Raw genomic sequence first — 18,739 nt, forward strand, 5'->3', positions numbered from 1 at the left:
ACACTTTTTGTGGACAATTTCAATAAATTTCTTAATTTTTATAACCGTTCTAATTTATAATTTGTATAAATTGTTTAAAGTTTATTAAAAATTTATGAGAAATTTGTCTTATATAATAATTTAAATGAATATAATATTTTTATCATTATCAACTACTGCATAGATTTCTTTTTTAACAACTTCCCCTTTTGCTAAAAATGCTTCAATATCTATATTGAATTTTTCTACAGTATAAATTCTAAAAGAGTACTCTTCCCTAAGAGAATCCTTTATTTTACCCTCTTCTTCTCTAGTTAAATCACCTTTTAAAAACTCAGGCATTCCTCTTTTTTTGTTTTGAAGTAAATAATCATATCTTAAAATTTCTCTAAGTGCATAGTTATCTTCTTTTAAGATTTCATAATTAAAATCTAAAAAAAGTTTATAATATTCATTATTTCCTATGCTTCTGTCGAAATATCCTTTGTTTTCGTATATTTTTGATAAATCATTAAAGAAATCAAAAGGTTTTTCGTATTTTGGATAAAAATATTTTAAAGTATTGTTGAATTTTTGCCCATTATAGTATTTATCGACCATATGTTCAACTTTCTTAAGTTTAAGCAATTCTAGATAACTTATATCCTTTGTGCTTAATATTTCATATGGTGGATAATCTGAATATTTCATCTCCCAAATATCAGCCTCTTCTCTCATAGAAGAACCTTTTAAAAGTTTTAGAAAACCTAGTTGAATCTCTTCTGGTCTAATTGAGTGAACGTCATTAAAAGAATTTACAAACGAACTGTAATCTTCCCCTGGAAGTCCAGCTATAAGGTCTAAGTGCTGCTTTATATTTCTTATTGATAAAAGCTCTACTACTTTTTCTTTAATATCACTAAAGTTAACGAATCTATTTATATTATGTAAAACCTTATCGTTTGTAGTTTGAACTCCTACTTCAAATTGAAATCTTCCTTCAGGGCAGTTTCTAAGTAATTCTAATTCCTCTTTTTTTAATATATCTGCTGATATTTCAAAGTGGAATTGAGTTTCTGTATCGCTATTTATTAAAAACTCCCAAATCTCCATTGCAAATTTGTGATTACAGTTAAATGTTCTATCAACAAATTTAACAAGTTTTACTTTTTTGTCTATAAAGTATTGAAGTTCTTTTTTAGCTCTTTCTATGTTATGGAATCTAACCCCATGCGTAGTTGATGATAAACAATATTTGCAGTTAAATGGACAACCTCTAGAACCTTCATAATAAACTATCTTGTTATCAAGGTTTTCATCTTCTTCGTATGGAAATACTATTTCATCCATATTCATAAGAGGTCTAGTACCGTTAAACTTTACTTCATTATTTTCTCTATAAACTAATCCTCTTATACTATCAATTTCTCTAAGGTTTAATTTATATTCAACTAACTCTTTAAATGTTTTTTCACCTTCACCTTGAATTACATAATCTCCTACATTTTCTTTTAAGAAAACCATGCTATCATATGTCACTTCTGGTCCTCCAAACATTATTTCGATATACGAATCAACCTTTTTTATAAGATTTGCTAATCTTATTACCATCTCAACATTCCAAATATATGTAGAGAAAGACACAAGGTCTGGTCTTTCTTTTATAATTTCTTCTAATATTTTCTCTTCTCTATCGTTTATAGAAAACTCTCTTATATTACAATCAAAATCCATATCCTTTGTAAACGCCTTTAAATATCTAACAGCTAAATTGCTGTGAACGAATTTAGAGTTTATAGCTGTAAGTAAAACTTTCATATCTTCATCTCCTAGTTATAATTTTGTTCCCTCTATAAAATGCATCTCTTCCCAAATTCTAGTTTCGTCTATTTTATAACTTTTTTCAAGAATTTTTTTAGTTTCTTCTATATTAGAAGAAGAAAATGGGTTTAGATTCTTTATTTTAAATTCTTTTAATTCACCTTTTGGTAACACTACCTTTATACTATTATCTACTATTTCTCCTATGTTTTTATTTATATCCCATATATATATCTTACCATTTATTTTAATATGTTTACTTATATCTTCTATTAAATTTTCTTTACTTTCATTTTTCCAAAGCTTACTTAAACTAAAAAACAAAGTGCAAGCATCGTATTCCCTATTTTTTAAGGCAGTTTCCGAATCACCTTCTATATAATCTGCTGAGATTTCATCGTCTATATCTTTTGATATATTATAAATAACGCCGTGGTCTTCGCAAGTTATATCTAGTACGTCTCCTTTAAATTTAAAATTTGATAAATTAATTAATAATGTTTTTCCCATTTTTACACCCCTTTAGTTTTTTCTTTCATTTTACCATTTATTTACATATTTTAAACTAATTTTATTTATTTTAAAAGAGGTGTTTAATCAAAAATACATTTATACTTTTAAAAAAACACCTAATTATGAATATCTATCTTATCTATATTTTCTTTTTAATATTTTATTAACTACTATAACTAATGCCATTAAAGTTATTAAAACCACTATAATTATAATAGCTTTAGGAATTACTTTTTTTGAACTTATCAAATTACTATTATAAATTTCATATATAACTCCATTTTCTTTTTCTAAAAGCAAGCACTTATCTTTTAAAAATAATACATCTATAATTTCGTTTCCTTCTTTTAAACGGATTATTTTAGTTAACTCCCTTTTATTATTTAAACTTAAAAGTTCTAAAGTTTTACTATCATAATATAAAATTGAGTCTTTTTCTAAAAGAATCCCATCTCTATCTATAGCTAAACATTCTATTGAATTAACAGAGTCATGCTGATAGTAAGGTCCATCAACGTTCTCTTTAGGTGGATTTAATAAAAGATTTTCTATTTTTAAGTTATCTGTAAATCTAGGAGATGAAATAGGATCCCCTCCTGAAAAGTCAGGCCACCCATACCAAGAGCCTTCTTTTAAATTATATATATAATCAGAATCTCTTAAAACAGGCCTATCTCCTTCATTTTTCATTCCACTAACCACTCCATATATTTCCCCATTTGACTTATAGTCAATTCCTTTTATATCTTTTACCCCACTTGCAAAAGTTTCTATCTCTTCTTTATTTACATCTATCTTAATTAATGACGCATTTCCAATTTTGCTTTTACTTATTTTCTCCCCTTCTTTACTTGAATCTCCAAACTCTTTAAAAGCCCCAGTATTTTTCTTTCCATAATTTATTCCTCTTAATTTTAACTCTATAGGGCTTAAATCTTTTTTCTTTTCTTCAAAAAAATCACTTTCATCTGCTATACCTGAGTTTGTAAAGGTACCGATACTTAGATATATATAGCCATCTTTTCCAAGCAGTTTTCTATCTAAATCATCTCCAAATGGAATATCTTTAACTATTTCTTTTTTATCATCACCATCTAAATTTAAACTATATAATTTATCTTTTGATAAAATATATATCCTCTCTTCTTTTATTTCTATATCATCTATAGAAAACTCCCTATTTTTTATACTTTTTATAACCTCACCTTCATCTGTTATCTTTGTAATTTCATTTTCAAACGCTATATATAAATACCCTTCATCATCTTTAGCTATTGCTTTAGAATCATTAACTCCTTTTAAAAATAATTTGCTATCTATCTCATCTTCAAAGGTTTTAACTTCATATCTGTTTGTATACATATAAATAAAAAGCGAACTACTAACTATAAATATCCCACTTAATAAAAAAAATATAAGCCTTTTCACTAAATTCACCCCATCACAAATAAACTCCTTTTAATTTATATTTGAATTAGTATATTTAATATTCCACTTTAATTAATAAAACTTAAATTAATTATTGTATATTTATAAACTTTCTCGAATATCTTTTATTAAAGGTAAAGGAGTGATTTAGCTTGGAAAAGGATAATTTTTTTAAAAATTCTTTTCTTTTAACAGCTTCAAACATAACAACTGGGATACTTGGTTTTATTTTCTCTATAAATTTATCTAAGCTTTTAGGCGCTGAAGGTATGGGACTTTATAACCTTGTTATGCCACTTTACAATCTCTTTATATGTTTAATGACAGCTGGTATAGTTGCTGCTATTTCTAGAGTTTCAGCAGTATACTCACGAAAGAAAGAATATGGTAATCTAGATAAAACTATTAAAACTGTTGCTATTTTTAACTTTGTTTGGGCAATCTTAATTGGAATTTTAGTTTTTGTATTTGCACCATTTATAGGTGAATTTGGTGTATCTGACACTAGGACTATTAACGCTATAAGGGTTGCTTGTCCTGCTATGGTTTTTATTGCACTTTCTAATATTTTAAAGGGATATTTTTTAGGTCTTTCTAAAATTAAAATTCCGGCTATTATAGATATTTTAGAAAAGGGTATGAGAATAATAACAATAGGACTTTTAGTTTTTTCTTTTAATTCGGTAAATTTAAGAACCCTAGTGACTTTAGCCTATATCTCTCTTGCTATAGGTGAAATGCAGAGTTTAATTTTACTATACTTTTACTATAGAAGATTAAAATCGAAAAACAAACATCTTATAAATAAACCTACAGAAGGCCGCGCACAACTTTTGTTTAATGTGTTAGTTGTATCTCTTCCTCTTTGCTTAAACGGATTTATAGGAAGTATATTTTCTACATTTTCAACTCTTCTAGTACCAAGGCGGCTTATACATGCTGGTTTTACTTATGGGGAATCTCTTTCTATGATAGGAAGATACTCAGGTATGGCAGTTTCAATTATTGCAATACCTTTAATAGTTGTAGGTTCTATAAACAGTCTACTCGTCCCAGACCTATCGCAAAGTTTAAGTCGTGGAAATGAATACGAAGCTACTAAAAGAATAAACACAGTTATGAAAACTGCTTTTATATTAGGGATTGCAACTACGGTGATTTGTAACCTTGTTCCAAACGAGCTTGGAAATCTTTTTTTTGATAGAGTTGATTTAGGAAATTACATTAAAGCTTCTTCTCTTGCAGCACCTATATTTTTCTTAGCATCAACTATGTTTGGAATATTAAATGGTTTAAATAAGCAAGGTACTATAGTTAAAGTAACTATAACTATAGCGGTAGTTGAACTTATTTCATTATTTATTTTTACAGGTATACCTTCTATAAATATTTATTCTTATAGTATATCTTTACTTTTAACTTCTTTAGTTTCACTTTTTATAAGTATAAGAGAAATTAAAAAAGTCTTAAAAGTTCATATTCCAGTTTTTGATTTTACTATATTTTTATTAATAGGTGTATTATTTTTCTTTTTGTTCAAATTGTTTGTGGCTCAAGTTTTAGCACCTTTAAAAACTATAGAAGTAATAATTTTAATAATACTGTCTTTTTTATTTTTTGCATTTATATCAAGGTTTGGAACTGAATAAAAAAAATGCTATGAAAGTTATTCTTTCATAGCATTTTTTATGTTATTTTAATTTTTTTCTTATAAATCTAGGTAATAATTTATATACCTTTGTAGATACAGAATCTATATCTCTTTTACGTATTCCACCTAGCATTACCATTATAATAAAGTAAACTAATCCTCCAACACCTATTAAAACCATAGTATAGATAAATACTATCATTCTATTAGTTCCTGTAAAAGTCAATATTACATTTATTGGATTTTTAAGACCTATTATTGCTAAAGCCATAAATGCTGATGCAATTAAAGGTTTAACAATATTACCTATAAGAGGTACATGTATCTTTGCATGTCTTTTTATTATAATAGCGTTTATAACAGTTGGAACTGCATAACACAAGAAATTACCAATAAGTACACCCATAATATTTATGTTTGGTATTCCAACAAAAATAAAGTTTGCAATTATCTTAAGAACTATCCCTATAGTAAAAGATATTAGCATAGGATAAAATTGGCTTATTCCTTGAAGTACAACTCCTTGTATTTGAGATACAGCCATAAATATAACTATAAAGGATCCATAAACCATAAGGTTTGAACCTTCTATTCCACCATATAAAAGTTTGTAAACATCATCGCTTAAAACAGCAAGCCCTACAGCTGCTGGAATAGTTATTGAAAGAGTAAGTCTTAGTGCAAAGTTTAAACTAGACTTTATCTCTTTTCTATCTCTTAAATAAGCTGCCTTTGAAACCCTAGGTAATATAGTCGTTCCAAGTGCTGTAACTATTATAAGCGGAACACTTAATAACACTTTATAGTTATATAGTAATCCATACAAAGTATCAGCTTCAACTGATGTAAACCCTGCATGTAATAATCTTCCGTTAACGTTAACCATATCAACCAGTCCACCAAAGTTTTGAATCCCTGCACTAAGAGTGATTGGAAGTCCATATTTTACAAGTTTTCTTAAAATTGTATCTACGCTCACTCTCTTTTCAGGTTTTGGCATTTTTAGTATTTGTTCTTCATACTCTTTTTTATCATAAATATGTATTAAGTAAAAACAAGCTATTAAAGCACCAACTGAAGTACCAACATTTCCTCCAGCACTACCTAAAGGAAGACTTATTTGTACTAAAATAAATGCAAACAACAAACTTATAACTACATTTAAAATTTGTTCTAAAACTTGTGAAACTGCTATTGATGTCATTTCATTTCTACCTTGAAAATATCCTCTATAAGAAGATAAAACAGCGGTAAGAACTATACTTGGAGCTAAGGCAAAAATTGCATAAGCAGATGATGAAATATCTGCTAAATGGGCTATAGGAAATGCTAAAATCATAAGAAGAACTGTAAGTCCTCCCCCAATTATAGCATATACTCTTCTGCTAACTTTTAATGCTTTAATTGCATCCTCTTCGTTTCCTACTGCTCTTATCTCTGATACGATCTTTGCAACGGCTGGTTGACATCCCATACTTGCTATAGCATAAACGAATATAAAGATATCATAACTTCTAGCATATATACCAACACCTTCCGCTCCTATTATTTGGTTTAGAAGCGGAACATATAGCGCTGATAATAATTTTGCTAATATCCCTGCAAGAGAAAGTATCATAAAACCTTTTGTAGATGATGACTCTTCTCTCATAATAATCCCCTATCTAAATTTCAAATCTAAATACATCTCTTTTTATTTTTTTAAATATCGGTGGTAAACTATGTGTTATAGTTTTGTTTTTTAGGTATTCTAACTTTCCATCAACATCTCTGAAGTTTAGTTTGTATGCATATAGATATTGGAATGTTAATCCATACTTGTTGTCAAAGAATGAATTTAATTTTCTATCCCCATATTTAGAGTCTCCTATTATAGGATTTCCTACGTGAGCCATATGAGCTCTTATTTGGTGACTTCTACCTGTGATTAAGTTAACCTCAATTAATGAGAATGAACCACAGCTCTCTATAGTCTTAACTTCCATTTTTATTTCTTTTGAATCTGGAATTTGTTTATCGTATATTTTTGAGATATTTGCATCTTCATTCTTTTTAATATACCCCTTCATCATTCCATCTTTAACTCTTCCTTTTACTAGAGCTAAATAGTACTTTTTAACTTCGTTTTCTCTTATTATACTGTTAAGTTCTCTAAGAGATTCAAAGTTTTTCCCAAAGATAACCATACCTGAAGTATTTCTATCTAATCTATTACAAGGTGCTGGAGTAAAAGTAACTTCATTTTCTGGAATGTAATCTCCCTTAGCATTTAAGTAAGATAATACATAATCAGTTAGTGTTGCTTCTTTTCCTTTAGCATCTGGATGAACTAATACTCCTGGCCATTTTTCAACTATAAGCACATTTTCATCTTCAAATACTATTTTAATTGATTTAGGATCAACTTTAATAAAGTTTTCCTTTTTCTCAGATTTCGCCTTACTTTGGATATATTTGATTTCTACTACATCATCTATTTCTAAAGCATATTTTTCCTTTTGTTTTTTCCCATTTACTCTAATATCGCCTTTTCTTAAAGCTTTAAATATTGCACTTAGGGGCACATCTTTTAACAGCTTTCTTAAAAACTTATCAAGTCTTTGTCCTGCTTCGTTGGCACTTATTTCTATTCTCACTTTTAAAATCAACTCCTAATTTTACTTCTTTAGTAAATCTCTTTCCCCATTCTAATAGAATAATCTGTATTTACTTACCTGTCAAATAATTTAAAGCTGCAGTGCATTGAATCTCTACCCCAAGTTCTAAAGCATCTTCATCAATATTAAAGAATCTACTATGAGCTGGCTTATCTGTGCCCTTTTCACTATTTCCTGTTCCCAAATAATAAAAGGCTGATTTTCTAGCCATTGCAAAATATGCAAAGCTCTCAACTCCCATACTAGGATTCTTTTGTTCTATTACGTTTTGACTTCCTAATACGTAACTTGCAGATTCTTTTATTAAATCTACTATATCAGAATCATTTATTAAACAAGGATAACTCTCTTCAATTTCAACAGTTGCTTCCCCTCTAAGTGAAGCTGATACTCCTTTTGATATTTCTTCTAATCTTTTTATTGCAAATTCTCTATCTTCTGGAGTAGTAGTTCTAATTATTCCTTCAATTATAGCTTCTTCTGGAATAATGTTTTGAGCTGTACCTGAATGGAATTTCCCAATAGTAACTACAGCTGGATTAACAGCACTTATTTCTCTACTTACTATTCCTTGAAGGGCTGTAACTACGTTTGCACCTATAACGATCGGGTCAATAGTTGCGCTTGGCTGAGCTCCGTGACCGCCCGCACCTTTTATAGTTATTTTAAATGGGTTTGAAGCTGCATTTACCATTCCATTTTTTATTCTAATAGTTCCAACTTCAACATCTTCAGCTACGTGAAGCCCAATTACACAATCTACGTTTGGTGAGTCTAATACTCCTTCATTTATCATAATTTCTGCCCCACCTGTAGTTTCTTCAGCTGGTTCAAAAAATAATTTAACAGTTCCACTAAACTTATCTTTATTTTTATTTAAAACTTTAGCTACTCCTAAAAGAATAGTGGTGTGGGCGTCGTGTCCGCAAGCGTGCATCCTACCTTTTATTTTAGATGCGTAAGGGCATCCGTTTTTTTCTTCTATAGGAAGTGCATCCATATCGCCTCTTATCCCTATGCATCTATTAGGATTTTCTTTTCCTTCACCTTTAATAATTCCTAAAACTCCTGTTTTTGCAACCTTTTTATAAGGTATTCCTTCTTTTTCTAAAAGATCTATAATAAGTCCTTGAGTTCTAAATTCTTCAAATCCTAGCTCTGGGTTTTCGTGTATATCTCTTCTTATTTCTACTAATTCATTTTTTATATCTTTTATATCTTTTTTAATATTAATCATCTTGCCCCTCCTTATTTTTTAGCTCCACCTAACTTCAATAATATCTTTTTCTTTTATTAAATCAGTATAAGCTGCCTTTTCTCCGTTTAAAGTTAAGATTAAAGTTTCACCTTTTACGTTTGCTGTATCAAAATCATAAAAATTAAAAATATCTACAAACATATAGCCTTCTTTTCCTTTTAAAGTAACCTCTTCGTTATTTACTATAACTTTTATTGTATTTTCATTTCTTATGCTTTCTAATAAGGGTTCCTCTACTTTAACTTCTTCTTTTAAAGAAATAACTTCTCTCCTCTTTAAGTTTTCCCCTTCTTTTACTCTATAATCATCTTTTAACTCTTCTTCATTTAAAAATAATTTATCACTAGATTTTAAAATGTATCTTTTAATATCACCTATTGTATTTGGAAATATTACTTTAATATCATCATTTTCTTTTATAAATGTATCTAACTCTTTTAATTCTCCATTAATTAAAGCTATCGTATTTAAGTTAATTAATTTTCCATCTATGTATATGCTTGTACTATTAATTTCATCTAATAAATCTAAAACTTTCGCCTTAGCATCTTTACCTTTTTGTGCAAATTCTATATCTATTTTATCGCAGGCTGAAATTTTACTATCTACATTAGCTTCTTTTCCATTTAATTTAATTTTTGCACCTTCGCCATTTTCTCCAAATAGAATTCTTTTCTTGCCATTTAAAGTAAATCTTAAATTCTTACCATTTTTATTAATTAACATAGCAGAATGTATTCCAGCTTGAAGTAAAACATCTAATATAGTGTGCTTATGCGAATTAAACATACTTATACTTTTATTATTTAAAATAACATCTATAAAATCTTCTGCTTTATTTTTTATTCCATTTAAAGCTATTCCAATTACAGTAACACCTGCAGAACCTAAATCATTTTCTCCTATAAAGTTATCTATCCCGTTTCTATCTTTTATACCTATTCTTCTTTTATCTAGTGAAATAATATCACTTATTTCATCTATAAGTCCTGGAGTATGAGCTCCTCCACCTACTAAAAACACTGCACTTGGAGCTTTGTTTCCGTTTAGTTCTAGAATCTTTTCTCCTATAGCTTCTGCAAGCTTTCTTACTATAGAATTTATCTTTAAAAGAACCTCTTCACTTTTAACACTGTTTTCAAGTCCTAAAACATCCACATAATCTATAACTTCTTCTGTGTTTAATTTCCTTTTTATAGCTTCTGCAGAATCAAAATCTACTAAATACTCTTGTGCTATTACTTCTGTTATTTCATCTCCTGCAATAGGAACCATTCCATAAGCTGAAATACTTTCTTTTGAACTTATTGCAATATCTGATGTTCCTGCCCCTATATCTACTAAGGCAATATTAAGTAGCCTTAATTTTTGAGGCACTACAGCTTCAATTGCAGCTATCGGCTCAAGGGTTAAGCTATTTACTCTAAGCCCTACCTTATCCATAACAGTATATAAAGAATCTACTACAGACCTAGGAAGGAATGTTGATATGATATCTGCTGAAATTCTCTCACCCTTATGTCCTAAAAGATTACCTATTACAAAAGAATTTAAATAGTAATTTTTAACTGAATAACCTACGCAATAAAGCTTACCTTCTGTATCTTTTGCTATAGTATCTTCAGCCTTTTTAACTACACTAAGTTCTAAGCTTCTAACTATATCTTTATCAATCTCAACTTCTCCATCGATTTCAATCTCTTCGCTTTCTAAAACAGTTCTTAAAAATCTACCAGCTGCTGCTATAGAAACCTCTTTTAAAGTTATATCAAGTTTTTCTTCTAATTGCATTTTTATCTTATTTACTACTTTAGCTACAAGGTTTATATCATGAATTTGCCCATCTATCATAGCTCTCTCTTCATGTTCTATATAAACTTCTTCTAAAACTTCAAATTTTTCGTCTGTAATTTTTCCAACAGTACCTATTATAGATCTCGTCCCAATATCTAATGAAAAAATAATCTTCTTTTCAAAATTTTCATCTATCATAATTTAAAACTTCCTCGTATTTTAATATATTTAAAGGCTCATATTGTCATAATATGAGCCTAATTTAAATTATATATTATAAATTTTCTATATTCAACTTTCAGAATTTATATTTACTCCCATTAAAAGATTTCTTTCAAGTAATATCTTTATTGAATAACTTCTAGTTACTCCATCTTTAAATAGTATAGAAATTTTATCTCCTGAAATTTCTTTTATCATTCCCAACTCTTTTCTGCCATTATGATAAACTTCAGCCCCTTTTGTAAATCCGTGAATTTCTTCCTCTTCTGTTTTAAATTCAGTTTCTTTAATAAACCTTGATACTTCTTTAAACTTACCGCCCTTTGTTTTAGGGGCTAGTATATAAAGGTTATCTATAGCCCTTGTAATTGCAACGTAGAAAAGTCTTCTCTCTTCTTCTACTCCAGAATCTCCAGCTGAAATGTGCGGTATAGTTTCTTCATTGCAGTTTGCAACAAATACATTTCTAAATTCCATTCCCTTAACTCTATGGATTGTACTTAAAATAACTCTATCTTCATCTGACTTATCTTTAGAATCTTCGATTTCACCTTTTACCCTGTCAACATGTTCAAAAAATTCAAAAATAGTCTTAAATTCTGAAGCTGATATTTTAAACTCTTCTAAAATTTCCTCTAAATCATCTAAGCTTTGTCCAAAATCATCAGCATATTTTTTCAAATAATCCATATAACCTAAATCGCTAATTATAAACTGTATAGCTGAACTTAAAGTTAATTTATTTAAATATATTATATCTTTTTTTAAGTCGCTTAAACTTTTAGCTTGGAATGGTTTTGTATCATTTTTTTCTATAAGTATATCAAAAGGATTTTTATCTTCTCTAAAGTTTTTAACATAGGCTATATTACTTTTACTTATATATCTAAAAGGCTTATTAATTATTCTTATAAAACTTTCTCTATCGTTTATATTTAATGATAACTTTAAGTATGTAAGAATATCTTTACATATAAAATGTTCAAAAAAGTTATATTCTCTATCTAAAAGAGTAAAAGGTACTCCTTTTCTAGTAAAAACATCTATAAAAGACATAGCTTCCATATTAGTTCTATATAAAACTATATTTTCATTATAACTATATTGTAAGTTATTATAATTTTCTTTAATAACTTCAACTATCTTTTCACCTTGAAACTTTTCATCATAAGGATTAAAAACCTTTATAATTCCATCAGTTTCTTTAAATGAAGTTATAAGCTTATCGTTTCTATTATCATTATTTTTAATTAGCTTTTTAGAACCATCTATAATGTTCTTATTGCTTCTATAATTTATAGCTAAATAATATTTTTTACTATCTCCAAATATTTCATCAAATATAACCATATATTCAGGTTTCGAGCCCCTAAAAGAATAGATGCATTGGTCCTCATCCCCTACTGCAAACAAAGAATTTTCATCTGATGAATTTATAAGACTTAAAAACTCTATTTGAAGCTGGTCGCAATCTTGAAATTCATCAACTAATATATATTTAAAAATATTTCTATAATTATTTAAAGCACTTTCGTTATTTTCTAAAAGTTCTATAACTCTTAACGCTAAATCATCAAAGTCCATAAGGTTTTCGTGTTCTTTATAACCTTCGTACCTTCTATAACACTCTTCAAAAATATCTCGTTTTATAGTAGGTGAAAACTGAGATAAAGGTATTCTAGCATTTTTAAAAAGAGATATATCGTTTAATACTTCTTTTATTTTATCTTCGCTTACTTCATCTGAGAACTTTTTTAACACACCTTCAATAAGCTTATTTACCTTAAACCCTTCAATTATATTTATAGAATAACCTTCTCTTAAAAGAATTTTATAAAATAATCCGTGAAAAGTTCCAAAAAAAGGAGCTCTATCTCTATTAAATCTTTTTTTATATCTTTCTTTCATATTTAAAGCAGCTGCCTTTGTGAAAGTTATAACTATAATATATCCAATCCCTATTTTAAATTCACTTACTAATTTATCTATTCTATTTATTATTACTGTTGTTTTTCCAGAACCAGGTGCTGCAACTACTAAAGTGTTTTTATTTGTTGAATTTACTGCTGCACTTTGGAATTTATCTAATTTCATTTTTTTCTCCTTAATGTTTATTTATCTTAATTATAGCCTATACTATTTATAAAATAACAACTATTATTGTAATAATTTCGCTATCGTTGTACAATAGTTTTAAGTATTTTTTTAGAGGAGAGTATTATGACTAAAAATAATAACTTTAATGTTAAGGATGAAAGAAATTTAACTATGCTTGTTGATTTCTATGAATTAACTATGGGTAATGGTTATTTTAATAAAAATCTGCAAGATAGAATAGCTTATTTTGATATGTACTTTAGACGTGTTCCAGACGGCGGTGGTTACTGCATAATGGCTGGTGTTGAACAAATTATAGAGTACTTAACATCTCTTAAGTTTACAGATGAAGATATAAAATATTTAAAAGATAGAAACCTTTTTTCAGAAGGCTTTATAGAATATTTAAGAAATTTCAAATTTGAATGTGACGTTTGGGCGATTCCTGAAGGAAATCCAGTCTTCCCAAATGAACCTTTAGTTACAGTTAGAGGGCCTGTTATACAAGCTCAGTTTATTGAAACTATGATTCTTTTAACTGTAAATCACCAAACTTTAATAGCTACAAAAGCAAATAGAATATGTAGAGCTGCAAACGGAAGAACTGTTATGGAATTTGGTTCAAGAAGAGCTCAAGGATACGATGGTGCAGTTTATGGTGCTAGAGCTTCTGTTATAGGTGGCTGTGATTCTACTGCATGTACTATTGCAGATCAAAAATTTAATATACCTGCAAATGGAACTATGGCACACAGCTGGGTTCAATTATTTGACACTGAATACGATGCCTTTAAAACTTGGGCTGAGGTTTATCCTGATGAATGTTTACTTTTAGTAGATACATATAACGTATTAAGTTCTGGTATTCCAAATGCTATAAAAGTTTTTGATGAAATTTTAAAACCTCTTGGAAAAAGACCTAAAGGAATTAGAATAGATTCTGGCGATATAACATACCTTAGTAAAAAATGTAGAGAACTTTTAGATAATGCAGGCTACCCTGATTGTAAAATTGTAGTTTCTAATTCTCTAGATGAACATATAATTAGAGATGTATTAAACCAAGGCGCTTGTATAGATTCATTCGGTGTAGGCGAAAGACTTATAACTGCAAAATCTGAACCTGTATTTGGTGGAGTATATAAATTAGTTGCAATAGAAAAGTCAGGTAAAATAATTCCAAAGATTAAAATTAGTGAAAACAGTGAAAAAATAACTAACCCTGGATTTAAAAAGACAGTTAGAATATTTGATAAGACAACTCATAAAGCAATTGCTGATTTAATATTACTTCAAGGTGAAGTAATAGATGAGAGTTTACCTTTAGTTATTTTTGACCCAGTTTATACTTGGAAAAAGAAAACTATTAAAAACTACTATATAAAAGATTTAATGGTTAAAATATTTGACAAAGGTAACCTTTGTTATGAGTGCCCTGAAACTTTAGAGTCAAAAAAATTAGCCAAAGAAGAAACTTCTAAGCTATGGCCTGAAATTTTAAGATTTGAAAATCCTCATACATACTATGTTGATTTGTCTGATGAATTATGGTCTTTAAAGCAAACTCTATTACACTCTGCAACTAACGAATTTCAAAAATAAAAAGAGGCCTAAATTTTAGGCCTCTTTTTAAATATTTAACAAAGGTATTTGACTTCTTAAATTACCTTCATCTTCAAAATCTAAATCATCAACTTCTAAAAACTCCTGAAAAACACAATCCTCCAATTTCCCTAACTCTCTTTTCATCGGACAATCATCATAACATTCTTCATTAGAGCTATCTGTCGACCAAAAAGGACATTTACTCATAATTCTCCCCACCCCTGTAAACGAAATCAAATTTCCAATTCCGTCTCTATTATAGAATATTTTACAAATAAAATAAACCCTTTTTTCCAAATTAATCAATATTTTTCCACAATATCTATAGCCCATCCTATAGATTCTGCATATAATCCAAATAAAATACCAGAATCTACTCCTATTTCACTAGAAAGTTCTCTAATTTTATCAGTATCCATCTCTTCATAAGCTTTTACAAGTTGAAGAACTTTACCATTTAAATTTTCATTTGGATTTATCAATGACTCTTTTATATCACTTTCAACTGGAAGTTCTCTTATTACCTCTTCCATATCTTTTCTCATAAATAAATCTAAAAATGAAAATAATCCAACTATAAAAGCTTTTGATTTTTCTCTTTTATCTATAGTGTTTACAATAGACTCGCAAAAGCGCCCTCTTATGATACTATTTATAGAGAGTTCACTATCATATCCCGCTCTCATAGACCTCATAATTATAAGCGAAATCCATTTTTTTAATTCTTCTACTCCTAAAAGCATGATTGCTTGCCTTATAGAACTTACACGATTTTTAAAACTAAACATCCCAGAATTTAAAAATTTAAGAAGCTTAAAGCTTAAAGAAACATCACCTTTTATTATTTCTTCGATTGCATCAATATCATATTCATAACTAAATAATTCTTGTAAAAGTTTATAATAAACAACATTATTTGCTGCTATATCGCTATCTTGTACCATTTTAGGTTCACTAAATAAAAACCCTTGAAAATAAGAGTATCCTGTTCTTATTCCTTCATCATGTTCTTCTTTAGTTTGCACTTTTTCAGCTAAAAACTTAGCCCTTGGATTTATTTCTTTTATTTCGCTTAAAAGAAATGCTCTCTCTTCTTTAGAGTTAAGCCTAAAATCAATTTTATAAATATCTATTAAGTCTTTAAATCCTTTATGCATTCCGTTAACGCTAACATCATCTAATGCTATTGTATAACCTAGTGTTTTTAGTTCTCTTAATTTACTTAAAAGTTCCGCTGTAGGTTCAACTTGCTCTAACACCTCAACTATAATACTTTCTCTTGGAAGAAGTTTTGGTATTTCATCCATAATGCAATCTCTAGGAAAGTTTATAAAAGCTTTTTTCTTATCAGCAATTTTCCCTTGGCCCATAAGCATTACATTGTAAACTACTTGAAGCGTTGCTTCATTTTCTTCTACAGTTGGATCAAAACTATTCTTTTTTGAATTCCTATATAAAATTTCATAAGCAACACATTCAGCTTTGCAATTATAAATCCCTTGCCGTGCTAAAAAAATTTCCATATTTTCCCCTTTCAGCAATCATGTCTATGCACTATAAAACCGCATGTTATCAACATGCGGTATATTTATTTCATTACTTAACAAATCCAGTATTTTTACCAACTGAAATATCAATTATTTCGTTTTGGAATGCTTTAAGTAGCGCTTTTTCTAATACTTTTTCTTTGTCAAAGTTTGCTATGTCTTTGCACTCTGCAAAAACCTTATTTTTTTCTCCGTTTATGTTTCTATATGTAAGTGTAACATTTGGCTTATCATATTCAACTTGTAGAATCTTTATACCCCAAGAAATTTGAGCGTAATCATCTTCTATGTTTAATTTTGTAAGTTCACCTAATCTTTGTTTTTCCTCAGTAGGATCATTTACTATTATTAGTCTATCTCCAACTTTATATTTAGCCATATAAAATCCTCCTCATATATAGTTTATTTATTATATAAAAATTTTATCACTATACTGATTTTCTTGCAACTCTATAAAGATACATTTATAATTAATAAATAGTAAAAAAAAATAGAACAGAAATCTGTTCTATAATGGAAATAAACATGGAATTGTTATTTGTTTAACAACTTTGTCTATATTTTAACATATAATCTTTTTAAGTACAAGCGATTTTTTTATATTTTTTTAAATGTTTTCACTTGTTAAATAATACTAATTATCTATTCGTAGTTTTTTTCTTTTAATAGTAATTGACTTTTTTTTACTGAAATATTATAATAATTTATATAGTAAACAGAAAGGAGTGATTTTATGGAGAATATCACTGCAATATTTAAGGAGAAAAAACTTAAATTAACTCCTCAAAGGCTTGCTGTTTATAAGTACCTTATGAGTACTACAGAACACCCATCTGCGGAATTAATTTATAAAGCTATCCAACCTGATTACCCAACTATGAGCTTAGCTACAGTTTATAAAGCCCTAAAAACTTTAGTTGAAGTTGGATTAATTCAAGAGCTTAATGTAGGTGAAGGAAATTTTAGATACGACGGAACAATAAAACCTCATCCACACGTTCAATGCATCGAATGTGGAAAGGTAGATGACTTACATTCACTAGATGTATCACATTTAAACGAAGAAGCATCTAATCAATCTGGATATAAAATTTTATCAAGCCAAATGTACTTTTACGGAAGATGTAAAGACTGTCAATAAATAAAAAACGCAAATGAAAATTTGCGTTTTTTTTATTCTAAAACTCTCTCCCATTCTTTTTTATCATACTTCCCACTCATTATATTTCTTATTTCATTTTCTATTTTCTTTATCTTTTCATTTGAAATTATATTTACATAAAACTTATTTATTCCATCTGCTGCATGTATATCTTCCGCCATTTTAGCACTTACCCCTAAAAGATTACTATCAGCTTCTTTATTTCCAGTTATTAAATTTTTTTCACTAAGTTTTTTAAAGGCATCAGACTGAATTAAGTATCTTATAAATATATCTATTTCATCTGTATTTTCTGAGCCTATTGTAGAACATATTATTAAATCTGAACCTACCGGAGAATTAACATTATTACTTATAGGCAATTTATTTACGCAGTAAAAATCATTACTTTCTTTATTTAATCTATCTGTTACAAGTGATGTAGTAAGTAGTATTGGTATCTTTTTTTCATTTAATTCCTTTATAGCACTTTCATCCCTATCTATGAAATTATCTTCTTTTAAGATCCCTTCATTATAATAGTAATGAATCTTATCCATAAGGATTTGTCCGTTTTTTATTTCTTTTATCTTTTCTTTAATATTAGTTGATAGGATTTCAGTTTTTATGTCGTATACTATAGTATCGTTTGCAACTAAGTTACTTAAAAGTATTTCTTTTGAATGCCTGCTCTCTATAAAAGTTGGAATTTTTATGTTTTTTTCATTTAATTTTTTTATAAGGTTAAACATATTATTTTCAGTCACATCTATTTGCATTTCTTTTAGCATTTCTTTATTATATATAAGTTCTAAAGAATATGGTTTAAATGATAACCCAAAATATCTACCATTTATTCTAGAATATAAATTTGTGATAAGTGAGAATTTTTCACGAGTAGTCTTATCTTTAAAAAGAGAGGTTAAATCCCTTAAATAGTCTTTTGATATAAAATCCATAAAGGAATAACTATCTAATAAAACAAGAGCCGATTCCTTATGTTCGCCTATTTTACTTTTTAGTTCCTCCTCACTTCCTAGGGGAACT

General features: G+C 28.2%; 15 protein-coding genes. 3 read left to right on the top strand and 12 right to left on the bottom strand.

Going from position 1 to position 18,739, the window contains the following annotated elements; all coding sequences use genetic code 11:
* Nucleotides 1–120 precede the first annotated feature (120 nt).
* The 3 genes from M4I33_RS14175 to M4I33_RS14185 form a co-directional block, all read right to left on the bottom strand.
* On the bottom strand, nt 121–1,776 hold the full coding sequence (locus tag M4I33_RS14175; protein WP_257917424.1) for a B12-binding domain-containing radical SAM protein: 1,656 nt from the start codon (nt 1,774–1,776) through the stop codon (nt 121–123).
* A gap of 15 nt (nt 1,777–1,791) precedes the next feature.
* A complete protein-coding gene (locus tag M4I33_RS14180) occupies nt 1,792–2,289 on the bottom strand; it encodes a hypothetical protein (protein WP_257917425.1) in 498 nt (165 codons plus the stop codon).
* Nucleotides 2,290–2,427: 138 nt separating this feature from the next.
* Nucleotides 2,428–3,720: a hypothetical protein gene (locus tag M4I33_RS14185; RefSeq protein ID WP_257917426.1), complete on the bottom strand. Its 1,293-nt coding sequence runs from the start codon at nt 3,718–3,720 to the stop codon at nt 2,428–2,430.
* 152 nt (nt 3,721–3,872) lie between these two features.
* On the opposite strand from M4I33_RS14185, the gene spoVB reads away from it, so the two are divergent.
* The gene (spoVB, locus tag M4I33_RS14190; RefSeq protein ID WP_257917427.1) at nt 3,873–5,369 is read left to right on the top strand and encodes a stage V sporulation protein B; all 1,497 of its coding nucleotides are present in this window, start codon (nt 3,873–3,875) and stop codon (nt 5,367–5,369) included.
* 42 nt (nt 5,370–5,411) lie between these two features.
* On the opposite strand, the gene M4I33_RS14195 is transcribed toward spoVB, so the two are convergent.
* The 5 genes from M4I33_RS14195 to M4I33_RS14215 all read right to left on the bottom strand — a co-directional run bounded on the left by M4I33_RS14195 (nt 5,412) and on the right by M4I33_RS14215 (nt 13,396).
* Entirely contained in the window at nt 5,412–7,022 is a 1,611-nt protein-coding gene (locus M4I33_RS14195; protein WP_257917428.1) for a polysaccharide biosynthesis protein, read from the bottom strand.
* Nucleotides 7,023–7,035: 13 nt separating this feature from the next.
* Complete coding sequence (locus M4I33_RS14200; RefSeq protein ID WP_257917429.1) at nt 7,036–8,007, bottom strand: RluA family pseudouridine synthase; 972 nt, start codon at nt 8,005–8,007, stop codon at nt 7,036–7,038.
* A gap of 70 nt (nt 8,008–8,077) precedes the next feature.
* Nucleotides 8,078–9,265 carry a M20 family metallopeptidase gene (locus tag M4I33_RS14205; RefSeq protein ID WP_257917430.1) on the bottom strand — a complete coding sequence of 396 codons (1,188 nt, stop codon included), beginning with the start codon at nt 9,263–9,265 and terminating at the stop codon, nt 8,078–8,080.
* Nucleotides 9,266–9,283: 18 nt separating this feature from the next.
* On the bottom strand, nt 9,284–11,278 hold the full coding sequence (locus M4I33_RS14210) for a cell division protein FtsA (protein WP_257917431.1): 1,995 nt from the start codon (nt 11,276–11,278) through the stop codon (nt 9,284–9,286).
* A 93-nt stretch (nt 11,279–11,371) separates the two neighbouring features.
* Nucleotides 11,372–13,396, bottom strand: coding sequence for an ATP-dependent helicase (locus tag M4I33_RS14215; protein WP_257917433.1), 2,025 nt, complete (start codon nt 13,394–13,396; stop codon nt 11,372–11,374).
* Nucleotides 13,397–13,522: 126 nt separating this feature from the next.
* Between M4I33_RS14215 and M4I33_RS14220 the strand changes: the two genes are divergently transcribed.
* The gene (locus M4I33_RS14220; RefSeq protein WP_257917434.1) at nt 13,523–15,001 is read left to right on the top strand and encodes a nicotinate phosphoribosyltransferase; all 1,479 of its coding nucleotides are present in this window, start codon (nt 13,523–13,525) and stop codon (nt 14,999–15,001) included.
* A gap of 27 nt (nt 15,002–15,028) precedes the next feature.
* Here M4I33_RS14220 and M4I33_RS14225 read toward each other — a convergent pair whose 3' ends face one another.
* From M4I33_RS14225 to M4I33_RS14235, 3 genes are all read right to left on the bottom strand, one after another.
* Nucleotides 15,029–15,211: a hypothetical protein gene (locus M4I33_RS14225; protein WP_194189809.1), complete on the bottom strand. Its 183-nt coding sequence runs from the start codon at nt 15,209–15,211 to the stop codon at nt 15,029–15,031.
* 95 nt (nt 15,212–15,306) lie between these two features.
* Nucleotides 15,307–16,527, bottom strand: coding sequence for an EAL and HDOD domain-containing protein (locus M4I33_RS14230; protein WP_257917435.1), 1,221 nt, complete (start codon nt 16,525–16,527; stop codon nt 15,307–15,309).
* A gap of 73 nt (nt 16,528–16,600) precedes the next feature.
* A complete protein-coding gene (locus tag M4I33_RS14235) occupies nt 16,601–16,930 on the bottom strand; it encodes a hypothetical protein (RefSeq protein ID WP_194189807.1) in 330 nt (109 codons plus the stop codon).
* Between the two features lie 354 nt (nt 16,931–17,284).
* Between M4I33_RS14235 and M4I33_RS14240 the strand changes: the two genes are divergently transcribed.
* Complete coding sequence (locus M4I33_RS14240) at nt 17,285–17,692, top strand: Fur family transcriptional regulator (protein WP_194189806.1); 408 nt, start codon at nt 17,285–17,287, stop codon at nt 17,690–17,692.
* A 32-nt stretch (nt 17,693–17,724) separates the two neighbouring features.
* Here M4I33_RS14240 and M4I33_RS14245 read toward each other — a convergent pair.
* Nucleotides 17,725–18,739, bottom strand: a 1,015-nt coding sequence (locus M4I33_RS14245) for a hypothetical protein (RefSeq protein ID WP_257917436.1), incomplete at its 5' end; no start/stop codon positions are given.

Source organism: Clostridium sp. LY3-2 (genome assembly GCF_024705715.1).
Classification (GTDB): Bacteria; Bacillota; Clostridia; order Clostridiales; family Clostridiaceae; genus Clostridium.

Coding starts and splice junctions, on each gene's coding strand:
- M4I33_RS14175 (WP_257917424.1), bottom strand. CDS start 1,776: ATGAAAGTTTTACTTACAGCTATAAACTCTAAATTCGTTCACAGCAAT.
- M4I33_RS14180 (WP_257917425.1), bottom strand. CDS start 2,289: ATGGGAAAAACATTATTAATTAATTTATCAAATTTTAAATTTAAAGGA.
- M4I33_RS14195 (WP_257917428.1), bottom strand. CDS start 7,022: ATGAGAGAAGAGTCATCATCTACAAAAGGTTTTATGATACTTTCTCTT.
- M4I33_RS14205 (WP_257917430.1), bottom strand. CDS start 9,265: ATGATTAATATTAAAAAAGATATAAAAGATATAAAAAATGAATTAGTA.
- M4I33_RS14210 (WP_257917431.1), bottom strand. CDS start 11,278: ATGATAGATGAAAATTTTGAAAAGAAGATTATTTTTTCATTAGATATT.
- M4I33_RS14215 (WP_257917433.1), bottom strand. CDS start 13,396: ATGAAATTAGATAAATTCCAAAGTGCAGCAGTAAATTCAACAAATAAA.
- M4I33_RS14220 (WP_257917434.1), top strand. CDS start 13,523: ATGACTAAAAATAATAACTTTAATGTTAAGGATGAAAGAAATTTAACT.
- M4I33_RS14225 (WP_194189809.1), bottom strand. CDS start 15,211: ATGAGTAAATGTCCTTTTTGGTCGACAGATAGCTCTAATGAAGAATGT.
- M4I33_RS14230 (WP_257917435.1), bottom strand. CDS start 16,527: ATGGAAATTTTTTTAGCACGGCAAGGGATTTATAATTGCAAAGCTGAA.
- M4I33_RS14235 (WP_194189807.1), bottom strand. CDS start 16,930: ATGGCTAAATATAAAGTTGGAGATAGACTAATAATAGTAAATGATCCT.
- M4I33_RS14240 (WP_194189806.1), top strand. CDS start 17,285: ATGGAGAATATCACTGCAATATTTAAGGAGAAAAAACTTAAATTAACT.